We start from the raw sequence: 14952 nt of genomic DNA, 5'->3' as shown, positions 1-14952 counted from the left end.
CTTCGCGGGGCTGCCGGCCTCCGGGCGCCCTGAGCCCCGCCCCCGTGATCGCGCCCCGTGAGGAGACTACCCCAGGGCGCGGGCCGCCAGGCCCCTGCGGGGCTCAGGCGTCGATGCGCTCCCGGTCGATGTCGGAGGCGCCCTCGATGATGAAGTCGCGCCGGGGCTCGACGGCGGAGCCCATGAGCAGCTCGAAGACGGACTCGGCCTCCACCAGCTCGGCCTCATCGCCCAGGGTGATGCGCCGCAGGGTGCGGTGCTCGGGCTCCATGGTGGTCTCGGCCAGCTGGTGGGCGTCCATCTCCCCCAGGCCCTTGTAGCGCTGGGGCTCCTTGAAGCTGCGGCCCTGGCGCTCCAGGCGGCGCAGGGTGGAGACCAGCTCCTCATCGGAGTAGGTGTAGAGGACCTCCTTCTTGCGCCGGCCCTGGCCCGCCACCTCGATGCGGTGCAGGGGCGGGACGGCGGCGAAGACGCGCCCGGCCTCGATCATGGGCCGCATGTAGCGGAAGAAGAGGGTCAGCAGCAGGGTGCGGATGTGGGCGCCGTCGACGTCGGCGTCGGTCATGAGGATGACCTTGCCGTAGCGGGCCGAGGCCAGGTCGAAGGTGCGCCCCGAGCCCGCGCCCACCACCTGGATGATGGCCGAGCACTCGGCGTTGCGCAGCATGTCGGCCTGGGAGGCCTTCTGGACGTTGAGGATCTTGCCGCGGATGGGCAGCAGGGCCTGGAACTCGGAGTTGCGGGCGTTCTTGGCCGTGCCCAGGGCCGAGTCCCCCTCGACGATGAACAGCTCGGAGGCCGCGACGTCATCACTGCGGCAGTCGGCGAGCTTGGCCGGCAGGGTCGAGCTCTCCAGGGCGGTCTTGCGCCGGGTGATCTCCTTGTGCATGCGGGCGCTGATGCGCGCCCGCATCTCCCCCACGATCTTGTCCAGCAGGGCCCGGGACTGGGTCTTGAGGTCCCGCTTGGAGGAGGTCAGCAGGGCGGTCAGCTCCTTGTCCACCACCCTGGCCACGATCTGGCGCACGGGGGCGGTGCCCAGCACCTCCTTGGTCTGGCCCTCGAACTGGGGCTCGGGCACGCGCACGGTGATGACCGCGGTCAGGCCGGCCAGGATGTCGTCCTTCTCGATGCGCCCGTCACGGCTGGTGACCTTCAGGGCCCGGGAGTTGGACTCGATCTGCTTGCGCAGCACCCGGGTCAGGGCCTGCTCGAAGCCGAGCAGGTGGGTGCCCCCCATGGGGGTGGCGATGATGTTGACGAAGGAGCGCTCGGTGGTCTCATAGCCGATGCCCCAGCGCAGGGCGATGTCCACGGTGCAGGTGCGCTCGACCTCCACGGGGCGCAGGTGCCCGCTGGCGTCGAGCTGCTGGACGGTCTCGGTGTAGGTGCCCGAGCCGGTCAGGCGGAAGGTGTCGGTCACCGGGGCGTCGGTGGCCAGGAAGTCCGCGAAGTCGGCGGTGCCCCCGAGGGCCTGGAAGACCTCGACGCCCTGGCCGCCGGTGTCGAACAGGTCGCCGCTCTCGGTGGGGTTCTTGGCCGAGGCCCGCAGGGAGGGCTCGGCCACGGCGTCGTCGGTGGCGCCCGCGTCGGCGGCGGGCGTGGTCGAGGCGGCCAGGGCCTCGGCGTCGGGGCGCTGGTCATCGAGGCTGAGCCTGAGGCCGGGGACCAGGAAGCTGGTCTGGCGCAGGCGGGCGCGCAGGGCCCCGGCGTCGTACTCGGCGGGGCGCGGGAAGATCTGGGGGTCGGCCCAGTAGCGCACGCGGGTGCCGGTCACCCCGCGCTTGACCCTGCCGACCACGCGCAGCTCGGAGGCCCGGGTGAAGCCGGTGAAGGGCGAGTCGGGGCCCCGGCCCGCCGAGTCGTCGAAGGTGCCCGGCTCCCCGCGGTGGAAGCTCATGGCGTAGGTCTTGCCGCCCCGGTCGACCTCCACGTCCATGCGGGCGGCCAGGGCGTTGACCACCGAGGCGCCCACGCCGTGCAGGCCCCCGGCGGCCCCGTAGGAGCCGCCGCCGAACTTCCCGCCGGCGTGGAGCTTGGTGTAGACCAGCTCGACCCCGCTCAGGCCCGAGGAGGGCTCGATGTCCACCGGCACGCCGCGGCCGTTGTCGCGCACCTCGATGGAGCCGTCGGTGTGGACGGTCAGCGAGATCTCGTCGCCGTGGCCCTCCAGGGCCTCATCGACGGCGTTGTCGAGGATCTCCCACACGCAGTGCATGAGGCCCCGCTGGTCGGTGGAGCCGATGTACATGCCCGGGCGCTTGCGCACCGCCTCCAGCCCCTCCAGGACGGAGAGGTGGCGGGCGGAGTAGTCTCCTCGGCTGGTGGTCGTCTCGGAAGGGGGCACGGCCGGACTGTAGCCGATGCGCGCGCCGGCGGGCCGCCCCGCCGCGCCCGGGCGGGCAGGGCGGCCCCCTGCTGCGCCGTCGGCGAAACGGGATGCGCCGCAGGCGGAAACCCCGCCTTCCGGATCCTCACGGCGCGGGCCCCGTGATGGAATGCCGGGCATGAGCACCACCAGCACCTCCCAGGCTCGCCAGGGCGCTGAGACCGCCGTCGAGCAGACCGACGCCCCCGCCGCCGACCAGGCCCAGCAGCGCCCCCTGACCACGGCGGACCGCTGCGACGTGTGCCAGGCCCAGGCCTATGTGCGGGCGGTCATGCTCACCGGGGAGCTCTTCTTCTGCGCCCACCACGCCCGGCAGCACGGCGAGAGGCTGCGCGAGGTCGCCCTGCTCTTCCAGGACGAGTCCTCCCGATTGGCCAGCGGCGAGTGATGCCGAGCGCCTCGATCCCCTCAGCGCCCCGGCCCGCCCGCTCCCCGCGCCTGGGCGCCGCCATCGCCCTCGGCGCGGCGCTCGCCCTGGCCGTGGCGGGCTGCTCGGGGGCCTCGACCGGCGCCCCCTCGCCCTCCGGCGCCCCCGGCCCCGGGGCCGGGGCCTCCGCCCAGGCGGTGAGCCTCATCGATGTGCGCACCCCCGAGGAGTACGCCGAGGGCCACCTGGAGGGCGCGATCAACATCGATATCGCCGCCGAGGACTTCACCTCCCGGATCCAGGGGCTCGACCCCGGCGCCTCCTACCAGGTCTACTGCCGCTCGGGGAGCCGCTCCGCCCGGGCCGTCGCCGCGATGCGCGAGGCCGGCCTGACTCAGGTCACCGATCTGGGCGGCATCCAGGAGGCGGCGAGCACCACCGGGCTGGCCACCGTCACCGAGCAGTAGGCCCCGCAGGCCCGAGGGCACGACGAGGGTCCCGGCAGGCACCGGGACGGCGCCTGCCGGGACCCTGCGGCTCCGTGCCGGTCCCGTCAGTCCAGGTAGTCGCGCAGGACCTGGCTGCGCGAGGGGTGGCGCAGCTTGGACATGGTCTTGGACTCTATCTGCCTGATGCGCTCACGGGTGACCCCGTAGACCTTGCCGATCTCGTCCAGGGTCTTGGGCTGGCCGTCGGTCAGGCCGAAGCGCATGGAGACCACCCCGGCCTCGCGCTCGGAGAGGGTGTCGAGCACGGCGTGCAGCTGCTCCTGCAGGAGGGTGAAGCTCACCGCGTCGGCGGGCACCACGGCCTCGGAGTCCTCGATGAGGTCGCCGAACTCGCTGTCCCCGTCCTCGCCCAGGGGGGTGTGCAGGGAGATCGGCTCGCGCCCGTACTTCTGGACCTCGACGACCTTCTCCGGGGTCATGTCCAGCTCCACGGCCAGCTCCTCGGGGGTGGGCTCGCGGCCCAGGTCCTGGAGCATCTGGCGCTGGACGCGGGCGAGCTTGTTGATGACCTCCACCATGTGCACCGGGATGCGGATGGTGCGGGCCTGGTCGGCCATGGCCCGGGTGATGGCCTGGCGGATCCACCAGGTGGCGTAGGTGGAGAACTTGAAGCCCTTGGTGTAGTCGAACTTCTCCACGGCGCGGATGAGGCCCAGGTTGCCCTCCTGGATGAGGTCCAGGAAGAGCATGCCCCGGCCGGTGTAGCGCTTGGCCAGGGAGACCACCAGGCGCAGGTTGGCCTCCAGGAGGTGGTTCTTGGCGCGCTGGCCGTCCTGGGCCACCCAGTGCAGCTCGCGCCGCAGCTTGGCGGGCAGGTCGTTGCCCTCCTCGGCCAGGAGGTGCTCGGCGTAGAGCCCGGCCTCGATGCGCTTGGCCAGCTCCACCTCCTGCTCGGCGTTGAGCAGCGCCACCTTGCCGATCTGCTTGAGGTAGTCCTTGACCGGGTCGGCGGTGGCGCCCGCGGTGACCACGCGCTGGGCGGGCTCATCGCCCTCATCGGTGTCCGAGACGGTGAAGGAGCCGTCCTTGTCGCCGGACTTCGAGCGCTTGCCCGCCTTCTTGGCGGCCGCCCGCTCGGCCTCCTCGCGGCGCATGCGCTCCAGCTCGCCGGTGAGGGCCGCGATGGAGGGCTGCATCTTGATGCCCTTGATGACCCAGCCGCGGAAGATGTAGCCGTTCTGGGCCAGGTAGTCGCGCGCCACCATGGGCTCGGAGCCGGCCACGATGAAGCGGGGCACGGGCCCGTGCCCGTAGGGGGCCAGGGTGATGGGCTCCTCGATGGTCCCGTGCCCGGCGATCTCCAGGTCCTCCACGACGGTGCGCGAGCGGATGAACAGCGTGGCGCCCGGGGCCAGGCGCACCCCCTTGAGGGAGGCCACCGTGTTGAAGGGGCGGCGCTTGGTGCCGTCGCCGTCCTCCTCCAGGGTCACATCGAGGTAGTAGTCGCGCAGCTCGGGAGCGGGGCCCTCGTCCTGGGCGCCCGGGGCGGCATGCTCCTCGTCCTCCTCGTCCTCCTCATCCTCGGGGTCATCGAGGTCGTCCTCGTCCTGCGCGTCCTCGTCCTCAGGGTCCTCCTCGAAGTCCTCGTCCTCCTTGTCGTCATCCTCCTCGTCGAGGTCGAAGTCCTCGTCCTCAACGGTGTCATCGACGTCGGAGAGCTCGGCGCGCTCGCGTGTCATTGTGGAAGAAGCCACGGAGTTCCTTTCGCGTGGGCGTGCGGGTGGGTTGCGGGTGGTGGGCGGGCCGCGGCGCGCGGGCATGGGCCGCACCACGGGCTGAAGCAGACAACCCCCCGAGTGTAGCGTTTATTCCCATGGGCCCGGACCGCCGCGAGCCCCCTAGGCTAGCGCCATGAGCGATGCCAGCGACATCAAGGGCGCTCGGGAGCCGGGCCTGACGGCTGCACTGGCGGCCTTCCGCGCCGCCGTGGAGTCCCGCCTCGATGAGGTCATCGAGGACCACCGCCGGGCCTGGCAGGACCTGGGCCGGGCCAGCACCCATATGCTCGACACCGCGGCCCTGGCCCTGCGCGGCGGCAAGCGCATGCGGGCGCTCCTGGGCGGGGTGGGCATGAGCCTGCCCCCCGGGCCCCCCGATCCGGCCGCCCGCCTGGCCGGCTCCCGGGCCCCCCACCTGGGCGCGGCCCTCGAGCTCTACCAGGCCAGCGCCCTGGTGCACGACGACGTCATGGACGGGGCCCTGACGCGGCGCGGGCTGCCGGCGGCGCACCGGGCCTTCGCCTCGGCCCACGCCGAGGGCGGCTGGCGCGGCCGGGCCGAGGACTTCGGGGCCAGCGGGGCCATCCTGCTGGGGGACCTGCTGCTGTCGCTGGCCTGCCAGGAGATGAGCGCCCTGAGCCCGCCGGCCCCGGCGCAGGCCGGCTTCCCGCGGGCCGGGGAGGCGCTGCGGGCGCGGGCCGCCTTCGACGCCATGACCGCGGAGGTCGCCCTGGGCCAGTTCCTGGACGTGCGCAGCGAGGTCACCCCCCTGCCCCTGGGCCAGGACCCCGGCCGGGCCGCGGAGCAGATGCACCGCGATGCCCTGGCCGTCATCCGCCACAAGTCCGCCCGCTACTCCGTCCAGCACCCCCTGCTCATCGGGGCGCTCCTGGCCGGGATGGACCCCGCCGGCCGGGCCGCGGAGCTGCTGGGGGCCTTCGGCGAGGAGATCGGCATCGCCTTCCAGCTGCGCGACGACGACCTGGGCGTCTTCGGGGACCCCCGGCGCACCGGCAAGCCCGCGGGGGACGACCTGCGGGAGGGCAAGCGCACCGTCCTGCTGGCACTGGCCTGGGGGCGCGCCGATGACGAGGGGCGCGCCCTGCTGGGCGAGGTCCTGGCCAACCGGGAGGCGGGCCAGGACCGGATCACGGCCGCCGCGCGGTTGATCGAGGACTGCGGCGCCCGGGGCGCCCACGAGGAGGCCATCGCCGCCCACCGCAGGGCGGGGGCGCGGGCCCTGGAGGAGCTGGGGGCCCTGGCCGGCGGGCAGGGCCTGGAGCCCGCGGCCCTGGAGGAGCTGGACCGCCTGGCGGTCGCGCTCACCGAGCGCGAGGCCTGAGCCCGCGGGGCCGGGGGCACGGCGGTGGCGTGCGCGCCGCGCGGTTGACCGTAGAATCAGTCCCGTGGTCACGGATCCCCTCATCGGTCGTCTCATCGACTCCCGCTACGAGATCGTCGACCGTGTTGCCCGCGGTGGCATGGCCACCGTCTACCGCGCCCACGACCGCCGCCTGGACCGCCGGGTGGCGCTCAAGCTCATGCACGCCCACCTGGCCGACTCCCCCGACTTCGTCTCGCGCTTCCGCCGCGAGGCGCGCGCCGCCGCCCGCCTGTCCAACCCCGGGGTCGTGGCGGTCTACGACCAGGGCAGCCTGGAGGGCGTGGCCTACCTGGTCATGGAGTACGTCGAGGGGCCCACCCTGCGCGACCTCATCGCCGCCGGACCGCTGTCGGTCAAGGAGGCTCTCGGCCTGGTGGCCCAGGTGCTGCGCCCCCTGGGGGCGGCCCACCGCGCCGGCCTGGTGCACCGGGACATCAAGCCCGAGAACGTCCTGCTGCCCTCGGACGGCTCGGTGGCCAAGGTCGCGGACTTCGGGCTGGCGCGCGCCGTGACGGAGGTGGCCCAGACCACGACGGGCAATGTGCTGGGCACGGTGGCCTACCTGGCTCCCGAGCTCATCACCTCAGGGGCCTCCACCTCCCGCGCGGATGTCTTCTCCACCGGCATCGTCCTGTACGAGCTGCTCACCGGCGAGCAGCCCTTCACCGCCGACTCCCCCATCCAGATCGCCTTCCGCAACGTCCATGAGGACGTGCCCCTGCCCTCGGCCCTGGTCCCCGAGATGCCGGCCGACGTCGATGAGCTGGTGGCGATGATGACGCGGCGCTCCCCCGAGGACCGCCCCGAGGACGCCGATGCGGCCCTGGCCCTGCTGCGCAGCGTCGTGGAGGAGCTCAGCGCCTCGGAGCTGGCGGTGCGCCGCGGGGGCGGGACCGGCTCGGTGCGCACCCAGATGGCCATGTCGGCCAATGCCCGGGCGGCGCGCGCCGCCATCGCCGACAGCCCCCAGGACGGGCAGGACCCCCAGGAGCCCCCGCATGCGGGCATGCGCACGATCTCCCTGCCGATCGGCTCGATCGGTCCGCATCCCGAGCAGCGCACGCGCCGCCTGCTGCTCAGGCCCGGGGCCCAGGATGCCCAGCGCACCCACGAGATCACCGTCAGCCCGGTGCGCTCGGCCGCCTCGGCGGCCACCGCCGGCCCAGCGGGCTCCGAGGCCGGCCCCCGCCCGGAGCGCTCCTCGAAGGCCGCCGGCTCAGCGGCCTCCCCGCTGCGGTCCAGGCGCGCCGTCGTCGTCGGGGCGGCCCTGGCCATCACGGCCACCAGTGCCTCGGCCGCATGGTTCTTCAGCGCCGGCCCGGGCCGGCGCATCCCCGTGCCCGATATCGTGGGCATGGGCCAGGATGAGGCCAGGTCGGCCGTTGAGGCCCAGGGGCTGGTGTGGTCCCCTCCCACGCGCGACTACTCCGACACGGTCCCGGCGGGCAGCGTCATCTCCTGCGAGCCGGGGGTCGGCCGGCGCGTGGCTCCCGGCCGGGCGGTGACCGCCGTGGTCTCCCGCGGGGTGAGGACCACGCAGGTGCCCGACCTGGCGGGCAAGACCCAGGAGGAGGCGCGCACCGCCCTGGAGGCCCAGGACCTGGCCCTGGGGGAGGTCACCCAGGACTACTCCGCCGACGTCGCCGCCGGGGCGGTCATCTCCTCCGACCCGGCGGCGGGCACGACCGTCAACCACTCCACCTCGGTCTCGGTGGTCATCTCCCAGGGCAAGCGGCCCACCACCGTGCCCGACGTGGCCTCCATGAGCAAGAAGGAGGCCAAGGAGGCCCTGGAGAGGGCGGGGCTGCGCCTGGGCGGGACCTCGGAGGCCCACTCCGATGAGGTCAGCAAGGGCAAGGTGATCTCCTCCTTCCCCGCCGCGGGCGCCTCGGCCTCCTACGGCGACTCGGTGGACCTGGTCCTCTCCAAGGGGCCCGAGCAGGTGGCGGTGCCCGATGTCACGGGGATGAGCGAGGACGATGCCACCGAGGCCCTGGAGGATGCGGGGCTCAGGGTCGATGTCAGGAAGCGCCTGGGCGGCGCCTTCGACTCGGTCCGCTCCACGGACCCGGCCCCGGGCACGCGGGTCAAGCCCGGCTCCACGGTCACCATCTACGTGTGGTGAGCACGCGGTGGGCCGGCCCGGCCTCAGCGCAGGAGCTCGGCGACCTCGAAGGCCATCTCCAGGGACTGCTGGTGGTTGAGCCTCGGGTCCACGAGGGTCTCGTAGCGCCTGGCCAGGGCGGCCTCGTCGATGTGCTCGCCGCCGCCCAGGCACTCGGTGACGTCGTCGCCGGTGAGCTCGACGTGGATGCCGCCGGGGACGGTGCCCATCTCCCGGTGGACCTCGAAGAAGCCGCGGACCTCCTCCATGATCGTGTCGAAGCGGCGGGTCTTGTAGCCGTTGTCCGAGGTGATGGTGTTGCCGTGCATCGGGTCGGTGATCCACGTCACTGGGCGCCCGTCGCCGCGCACCGCCTCGATGAGGGGCGGCAGCGCCTGGCGGATGCGCTCGGCGCCCATGCGGGTGATGAGGCTGAGCCGCCCGGGCTCCCCGGCCGGGTTGAGGTGGTCGATGAGATCGATGAGCTCCTGGGGCGTGGTGCTCGGGCCGATCTTGACGCCCACCGGGTTGTGGATGCCCTCGAGCAGGGCCACGTGGGCGTCCTCCGCCCCCCGGGTCCGCTCCCCCACCCACAGCAGGTGGGCGGAGGTTCCGTACAGGCGCCCGGTGCGCGAGTCCTGGCGGATCATGGCGTCCTCGTACTCCAGCAGGAGGGCCTCGTGGGCGGCGTAGAAGTCGACCTGGCGCAGCGCCTCGAAGTCGACGCCGGCGGCCTCCATGAAGCGCATGGCCCGGTCGATCTCCCCGGCGAAGGACTCGAAGCGCTTGTAGGCGGGGTTGGCGGTGAAGCCGCGGTTCCAGGAGTGGACCTCGCGCAGGTCGGCGTAGCCGCCCATGGTGAAGGCGCGCACGAGGTTGAGGGTGGTGCCGCTGCGAAGGTAGGCCTCGAGCATGCGGGCCGGGTCGGGGGTGCGGGCCTGAGCGGTGAAGGCGTGGCCGTTGACCGAGTCCCCCCGGTAGGAGGGCAGGGTCAGGCCCTCACGGGTCTCGGTCTCGACGCTGCGGGGCTTGGCGTACTGCCCGGCCATGCGCCCGATCTTGACCACCGGGGTGGAGGCCGCGTAGGTCAGGACCGCGGCCATCTGGAGTATGGTCTGGACCTTGAGGCGGATGGAGGTCGCCGATCCGGCCTCGAAGGACTCCGCGCAGTCCCCTCCCATGAGGACGAAGGCCCGGCCCTGAGCGGCTGCGGCCATCTGGGCGCGCAGGGCGTCGACCTCGCCGGCGAAGACCAGCGGCGGGCGGGAGCGCAGGTCGGCACCCACGGCCGCCAGCGCCTCGGCGTCGGGGTAGGCGGGCTGCTGGAGGGCGGGCCTGTCCCGCCAGGCCGGGATGGCGTTGCCAGGGGCGTCGAGCTCGTTCATCACAGTCGCCAGCATAGGCGAGGGCGCCTCCCCGCCCCGCCCGGCGGCCACCAGGTGGGCGCCGGGCGCGGCCCGGCCCGCTCAGGACTCGGCTGCGGCCGGTGCCGGGATGTCGAGCAGCCTGCTGGTCAGCTCCAGCAGCAGGGCCCGCTCCTCAGCGGTGAGCACCGCCAGGAAGTCGTCCTCGGCAGCGGCGATGGCCCGCTGGCCCTCGGCGATGACATGGTGCCCCTCGTCGTTGATGACCACGACGTGCTTGCGCCGATCAGCGGTGCTGCGCTGGCGCGAGGCGAGTCCATCGGCCTCGAGGTCGTCGATGAGCCCGACCATGACATTGGGGTCGATGCCCAGCAGGGCGCTCAGCTCCTTCTGGGACAGCGAGGGCGCTGCGGCCACAGTGGAGAGCACGTTGAAGTGGCGGGGGCGCACCCCCACGCTCTCCAGGGCGCTGGCGGCACGATCGAGGGCCACCTCGCCCAGCTTGATCAACCGGTATCCCAGACCTGCCGACAGGGGCGACCCCAGGCTCACTGCCACGACATCCTCCACAGGGCTTGAGCGCCCCGACCCGCCCGGAGCACGTCTCGATGGTACTACCGTGCCAGAGATATCAGATAAACAGATCCCGGTTGGCATATCGTATTGTTAGTACATTATTGCGGGCTTGGGCAAGACGAGGAGTCCCGCGCCACCGCCCGCTGCGACCGATGGGACCGCCCCGCTGCCGCGGGCCACTGGGGCGGCCTGCGGCAGCGGGGCGGGGGTGAGGGCGCTCGGGGCTCATGGCCCGGCGGCCCAGTGGCCCTTCAGCTCAGTGCTCGGCGCTGGTCTCAGCGGGCTCGACGCTCTGGCCGAGCTCGCTCATGAGCTCGGTGAACCAGGGCTGGGTGATGTCGAAGGGCTTGGCACCGGCGATGCGCGGGAAGGCGATGGCGACCAGCTCGTCGTCGTTCTCCTCGTCCTGGCCGATGACGCCGGACTCGCCGCGCAGGGCGCACTCGACGGCCAGGTCGCACATCCGCTTGATGAGGGCCAGGTCCTCGGCGTTGGCGCGCGCGGCGCGCGAGTAGTAGCCGGACTTCTGGACCATGACCTTCTCGGCCCCGATGAGCTCGGCGAACTGCTTGGCGAACCACTGGCCGGGGTTGATGGTGTCGAGCTTGACGTGGCCGAAGGGGTCGCGCTGGACCTCCTGGCCGGCGGCCTCCATCTCGGCGATGATCTCGGGCACGCCCGCGCCCTCGGACAGGAAGATGTTGACGTTGCCCTGCTCGTCCATGATGGCCTTGAGGCGCTCGGCCTCGGCGGCGATGTCGAGCTTGGCCTCGGGCACGAAGACGGCGTGGACGTCCCAGCGCTCCTTGGTCAGCCCCAGGGAGGGCGCCCACTTCCTGGTCTTGAGCAGGTCGTGGTAGCGGCGGGCGGTCTCGGCGGTGAGGTAGCCGCAGTTGCGGCCCATGCACTCGTGGACGATGAGCATGCGGGGGTTGGAGCGGTGCTCGCCGATGATGTTGAGGGCGAAGCCGGCCCCTTCCTCGGCGGCGGTCCAGGCGCCCAGGGACTGGCGGATGGGCACGACGTCGTTGTCGATGGTCTTGGGCAGGCCCACGACGGTGAGCTCGTAGTCGTTGTCGTGCAGGTAGGCGGCCAGGTCGGCGGCGGTGGTGTTGGTGTCGTCACCGCCGATGGTGTGCAGGACGTCGACGCCGTCCTTGCGCAGCTGCTCGGCGGCGAACTCCAGGGGGTTGACGCCCTCGGCGACCAGGCCGCGCTCGACGAGGTTCTTGGCGTTGGTGAGCTTGACGCGGGAGTTGCCGATGGGCGAGCCGCCGTACTCGCGCAGGATCCCGGCGTTCTTGCGGGCCTCCTCGTCGATGACGATGTAGTTGCCGGTGAGCAGGCCGTGGTAGCCGTACTGGTAGGCGATGATCTCGACCTCGGGGGCGACCTCGGTGTAGCGCTCGATGAGGTCGCCGACAGCGGCGGACAGACAGGGGGCGAAACCGCCCGCGGTGAGCAGGGCGACGCGACGGATCGACATCAGTGGCCTTTCGTATGAGGTGAGCCTGACGGGTTCATCCTAGCGGGGCCGGGCCCGCCGTGGGCGCGGCCCGGGGGCCGGGGCGGGTCAGGCCGGGGCGGGCGGGGCGGGTGGGGCGGGCGCCCTCAAGAAGGACGTCATTTCGCGGGTTGGACGTCACTTCGCGACTTCGACGCACCCTACAGGTGTCGCCTTTTCCGCGAAGTGACGCCCTTGTCGCGAAGTGACGCCCAACTGCGCACCACCGGCCCCACCGGTCCAGGCGGGGTCCATCAGACGAGGCTCAGGCGAGGCCGACCGCCAGCCATGCGGCCGCGATGAGGTAGGTGGCGGCATAGCCGCAGTGCATGGGCAGGTTGCGGCGCACGAAGCGCTGCACCACCTCCTCGGGCACATCCGGGGGCCCGCCCTCGGCCAGGTGCTCGTCACGGGCGAAGCCGGAGGCGACATGGACGGTGTACCACAGGGGCATGGCCACCACAGCGGCGATCTGCCCGCCCAGGGGGCGGCCCGAGTCGAGCAGGAGGTTGGCGGCCAGGGATGCTGCGGCGAGGAGCACCTGCCCCAGGACCCAGGCGGCGTAGGTCGTGCTGACCGGCACGTCCTTGTGGAAGGGCAGGAGGACGGCCTGCAGCTCGCGGCGGCGGCCGGTGCGCAGGGCGTGGCTGAAGAGGGCCCCGATGGTGATGACGTAGGAGATCATGAACCCGGCGAGCACCGAGGTGTAGATGAGGGTCGCGGCGTGGAGGAGCCCGGGAAGCGTGATGCCGTGATGCATGCCACTAGTGTCGCGTCAGTTGGCCATCGGATCAACGGCGGCGCCTCGGGCTCCGCGAGACCGCCCGAGCGCGGCATGCCTGCAGCGCGCCGGCCGGCGCGCACGGCCCCGAAAGGGCACCGATCTGCGCACCACCGTGCGAATGCGGACTGCGATCACGTCTGGACGACGAGGACGATCATCCAGGGATCGACCGTGGGGATCACCAGGATGCGCAATCTGGCAGCTCACCTTGATGACAAGGTCAATGATCACCTGTTGTGGCGCGCGCTGACCGCCCGCGCTCCCAGCCCGCTCACCGGTCTCGATCTCGAGTTGCACCCCTCGAGTGGCAGCGAACGGCAAGTCTGACAGTGACGGCCCCGAAAGGATACGGGAGATCAGGCTCGCCTCACCGACAAGAGGCCCTCATGACCCACCGCCCAGGGCGATAGGTGCCACCCGCACGCAGCGTCGAGAGTCATCCGGATAGATACCCCCATCTTGCCGGGCCACCGCAATCACCCCTTGAGAAGCAGCACCGAGGCCGGGAGCACCCCGATCATCGGACGAGAGCAGGGATATCAGGAATCAGGGACTCAGTGAGTCTACACCCCCATGTCCTGACATGACGCGAAGACCCTCGCAACCCACCCCCGATCTGCGGCATGAAATGGGGAAGCCAACCCCTTGACAAAACCACAGAAGAACCCCAGGGAATTCATATCGATCACCATTTATCACAACCATAGGAATTCGTCAAGGGAACTATTCTCCTGGCCTTCTTCAGAACCTTCGAATAACGTCATCACCATCGGAAGAGGGCGAGCGGAAAGGAACGACATCATCCATCCATGATCAATCGCAGCGTTGACATCACCCATCGCACCATCAACCCGCACCTTCAGAGAGGAAGACTGTCATGACCACCATATCCCTTCGCCGCGCCGCCAGCGGCGCCTCCATCCTGGCCCTGGCCATCGGAGCCCTCGCCCTACCCACCACAGCGCAAGCCACAGAACGCGACGGAGTATGCGACAGCGGCGAAGTCTGCTTCTACCACAACAGCAACCAGCAGGGCTCCGTCTCCGACTTCACCGGCTCCATCCCCAACTACGGAGACTCCCAACCCAACTGCTACGAGTTCAAAGGCCCGGGGAAGGGCAAGGGCAACTGCCTCAAGAACGACGCCGCATCCGTCAAGAACAACACCGACCAACCCGTCACCGTCTACTACAACTCCAACTACAAGGGAGCCAGCCAGACCATCCCCGCAGGAGCCTCCGTCAACCTCGACCCCGCCCTGAAGAACAACAACGCCTCCCACCAGATCGGCACCGACACCACCAACACACCGGTGACCGGGGACTGGGCCAGTCCTGCCCCATCATCGGCACGGATCACTGCCGGATACCCCTCTTACCCCAGCGGTCGCCGCCACACCGGAGTCGACATGGCTGGATTCACGAATGCGACTTCAGCCTGCACGGGGACCGTGAAGAGCATCAAGATCAACAAGAAGCACGCCAACGAGAACACGGGAATCAAGGGAACGACCAACTATCTGTGGATCGACTGCGGCGATGGCATCGAGATGGGATACGCCCACTTCTACGCCAAGGACCTGCCGGACAGCATCCACGAGGGAGCCACCGTCCAGGCAGGGCAGACGCTCTTCCCCATCGGGAATCAGGGTAACTCCACCGGAACTCACCTCCACTTCGAGGTCAAGGTCAACGGCGAGCGGACGCACCCCTTGGACTTCCTGCGCTCCAAGGGGGTGACCGACCTGCCCCAGTGAGCCTCCGACCATCAGTTCACCCATCGCACCATCAACCCGCACCTTCAGAGAGGAAGACTGTCATGACCACCATATCCCTTCGCCGCGCCGCCAGCGGCGCCTCCATCCTGGCCCTGGCCATCGGAGCCCTCGCCCTACCCACCACAGCGCAAGCCACAGAACGCGACGGAGTATGCGACAGCGGCGAAGTCTGCTTCTACCACAACAGCAACCAGCAGGGCTCCGTCTCCGACTTCACCGGCTCCATCCCCAACTACGGAGACTCCCAACCCAACTGCTACGAGTTCAAAGGCCCGGGGAAGGGCAAGGGCAACTGCCTCAAGAACGACGCCGCATCCGTCAAGAACAACACCGACCAACCCGTCACCGTCTACTACAACTCCAACTACAAGGGAGCCAGCCAGACCATCCCCGCAGGAGCCTCCGTCAACCTCGACCCCGCCCTGAAGAACAACAACGCCTCCCACCAGATCGGCACCGACACCACCAACACACCG

At 70.9% G+C, this 14952-nt stretch carries 13 protein-coding genes; 7 read left to right on the top strand and 6 right to left on the bottom strand.

The genetic code is table 11. The annotated features are described in order from the left end of the window. Positions 1 to 103: 103 nt before the first annotated feature. Positions 104 to 2347 (bottom strand): DNA gyrase/topoisomerase IV subunit B, encoded by a 2244-nt coding sequence (locus J5X07_RS09160; RefSeq protein ID WP_185732036.1) that lies wholly within the window; start codon positions 2345 to 2347, stop codon positions 104 to 106. A 151-nt stretch (positions 2348 to 2498) separates the two neighbouring features. On the opposite strand from J5X07_RS09160, the gene J5X07_RS09155 reads away from it, so the two are divergent. Both J5X07_RS09155 and J5X07_RS09150 read left to right on the top strand, forming a co-directional pair. Continuing rightward, a complete protein-coding gene (locus J5X07_RS09155) occupies positions 2499 to 2777 on the top strand; it encodes a DUF7455 domain-containing protein (RefSeq protein WP_185732037.1) in 279 nt (92 codons plus the stop codon). Further along, on the top strand, positions 2777 to 3223 hold the full coding sequence (locus tag J5X07_RS09150) for a rhodanese-like domain-containing protein (protein ID WP_208479577.1): 447 nt from the start codon (positions 2777 to 2779) through the stop codon (positions 3221 to 3223). The genes J5X07_RS09155 and J5X07_RS09150 overlap by 1 nt, the downstream gene beginning before the upstream one ends. Positions 3224 to 3309: 86 nt before the next feature. Here the strand turns inward: J5X07_RS09150 and J5X07_RS09145 are convergent, their stop codons facing one another. Next, positions 3310 to 4959: an RNA polymerase sigma factor gene (locus J5X07_RS09145; RefSeq protein WP_208479576.1), complete on the bottom strand. Its 1650-nt coding sequence runs from the start codon at positions 4957 to 4959 to the stop codon at positions 3310 to 3312. Positions 4960 to 5116: 157 nt separating this feature from the next. On the opposite strand from J5X07_RS09145, the gene J5X07_RS09140 reads away from it, so the two are divergent. Both J5X07_RS09140 and pknB read left to right on the top strand, forming a co-directional pair. Continuing rightward, complete coding sequence (locus J5X07_RS09140; RefSeq protein WP_208479574.1) at positions 5117 to 6325, top strand: polyprenyl synthetase family protein; 1209 nt, start codon at positions 5117 to 5119, stop codon at positions 6323 to 6325. A gap of 64 nt (positions 6326 to 6389) precedes the next feature. Further along, positions 6390 to 8492 (top strand): Stk1 family PASTA domain-containing Ser/Thr kinase, encoded by a 2103-nt coding sequence (gene pknB / locus J5X07_RS09135; protein ID WP_208479573.1) that lies wholly within the window; start codon positions 6390 to 6392, stop codon positions 8490 to 8492. Between the two features lie 23 nt (positions 8493 to 8515). Here the strand turns inward: pknB and J5X07_RS09130 are convergent, their stop codons facing one another. The 4 genes from J5X07_RS09130 to J5X07_RS09115 form a co-directional block, all read right to left on the bottom strand. Next, on the bottom strand, positions 8516 to 9856 hold the full coding sequence (locus tag J5X07_RS09130) for a class II 3-deoxy-7-phosphoheptulonate synthase (protein WP_424924118.1): 1341 nt from the start codon (positions 9854 to 9856) through the stop codon (positions 8516 to 8518). Positions 9857 to 9937: 81 nt separating this feature from the next. Continuing rightward, a complete protein-coding gene (locus tag J5X07_RS09125) occupies positions 9938 to 10387 on the bottom strand; it encodes a MarR family winged helix-turn-helix transcriptional regulator (RefSeq protein ID WP_208479572.1) in 450 nt (149 codons plus the stop codon). Between the two features lie 280 nt (positions 10388 to 10667). Then, positions 10668 to 11897, bottom strand: coding sequence for a pyrophosphate--fructose-6-phosphate 1-phosphotransferase (locus tag J5X07_RS09120; protein WP_124933943.1), 1230 nt, complete (start codon positions 11895 to 11897; stop codon positions 10668 to 10670). 283 nt (positions 11898 to 12180) lie between these two features. After that, the gene (locus tag J5X07_RS09115; protein ID WP_243896661.1) at positions 12181 to 12675 is read right to left on the bottom strand and encodes a hypothetical protein; all 495 of its coding nucleotides are present in this window, start codon (positions 12673 to 12675) and stop codon (positions 12181 to 12183) included. A gap of 195 nt (positions 12676 to 12870) precedes the next feature. Between J5X07_RS09115 and J5X07_RS09110 the strand changes: the two genes are divergently transcribed. The 3 genes from J5X07_RS09110 to J5X07_RS09100 form a co-directional block, all read left to right on the top strand. Continuing rightward, positions 12871 to 13026, top strand: coding sequence for a hypothetical protein (locus tag J5X07_RS09110; RefSeq protein WP_208479570.1), 156 nt, complete (start codon positions 12871 to 12873; stop codon positions 13024 to 13026). Between the two features lie 550 nt (positions 13027 to 13576). Further along, on the top strand, positions 13577 to 14455 hold the full coding sequence (locus J5X07_RS09105) for a peptidase inhibitor family I36 protein (protein ID WP_208479569.1): 879 nt from the start codon (positions 13577 to 13579) through the stop codon (positions 14453 to 14455). Positions 14456 to 14517: 62 nt separating this feature from the next. Further along, on the top strand, positions 14518 to 14952 hold a 435-nt coding region (locus J5X07_RS09100), incomplete at its 3' end, for a peptidase inhibitor family I36 protein (RefSeq protein ID WP_208479568.1).

Origin of the sequence: Actinomyces bowdenii, from assembly GCF_017592395.1 — a bacterium.
Classification (GTDB): Bacteria; Actinomycetota; Actinomycetes; order Actinomycetales; family Actinomycetaceae; genus Actinomyces; species Actinomyces bowdenii.
This window is presented reverse-complemented; position numbering and strand designations above follow the sequence as displayed.

Excerpts from the sequence above, each read along its gene's own strand:
- J5X07_RS09120 (WP_124933943.1), bottom strand. The coding sequence starts at position 11,897 with ATGTCGATCCGTCGCGTCGCCCTGCTCACCGCGGGCGGTTTCGCCCCC.
- J5X07_RS09155 (WP_185732037.1), top strand. The coding sequence starts at position 2,499 with ATGCCGGGCATGAGCACCACCAGCACCTCCCAGGCTCGCCAGGGCGCT.
- J5X07_RS09140 (WP_208479574.1), top strand. The coding sequence starts at position 5,117 with ATGAGCGATGCCAGCGACATCAAGGGCGCTCGGGAGCCGGGCCTGACG.
- J5X07_RS09130 (WP_424924118.1), bottom strand. The coding sequence starts at position 9,856 with ATGAACGAGCTCGACGCCCCTGGCAACGCCATCCCGGCCTGGCGGGAC.
- J5X07_RS09105 (WP_208479569.1), top strand. The coding sequence starts at position 13,577 with ATGACCACCATATCCCTTCGCCGCGCCGCCAGCGGCGCCTCCATCCTG.
- J5X07_RS09150 (WP_208479577.1), top strand. The coding sequence starts at position 2,777 with ATGCCGAGCGCCTCGATCCCCTCAGCGCCCCGGCCCGCCCGCTCCCCG.
- J5X07_RS09115 (WP_243896661.1), bottom strand. The coding sequence starts at position 12,675 with ATGCATCACGGCATCACGCTTCCCGGGCTCCTCCACGCCGCGACCCTC.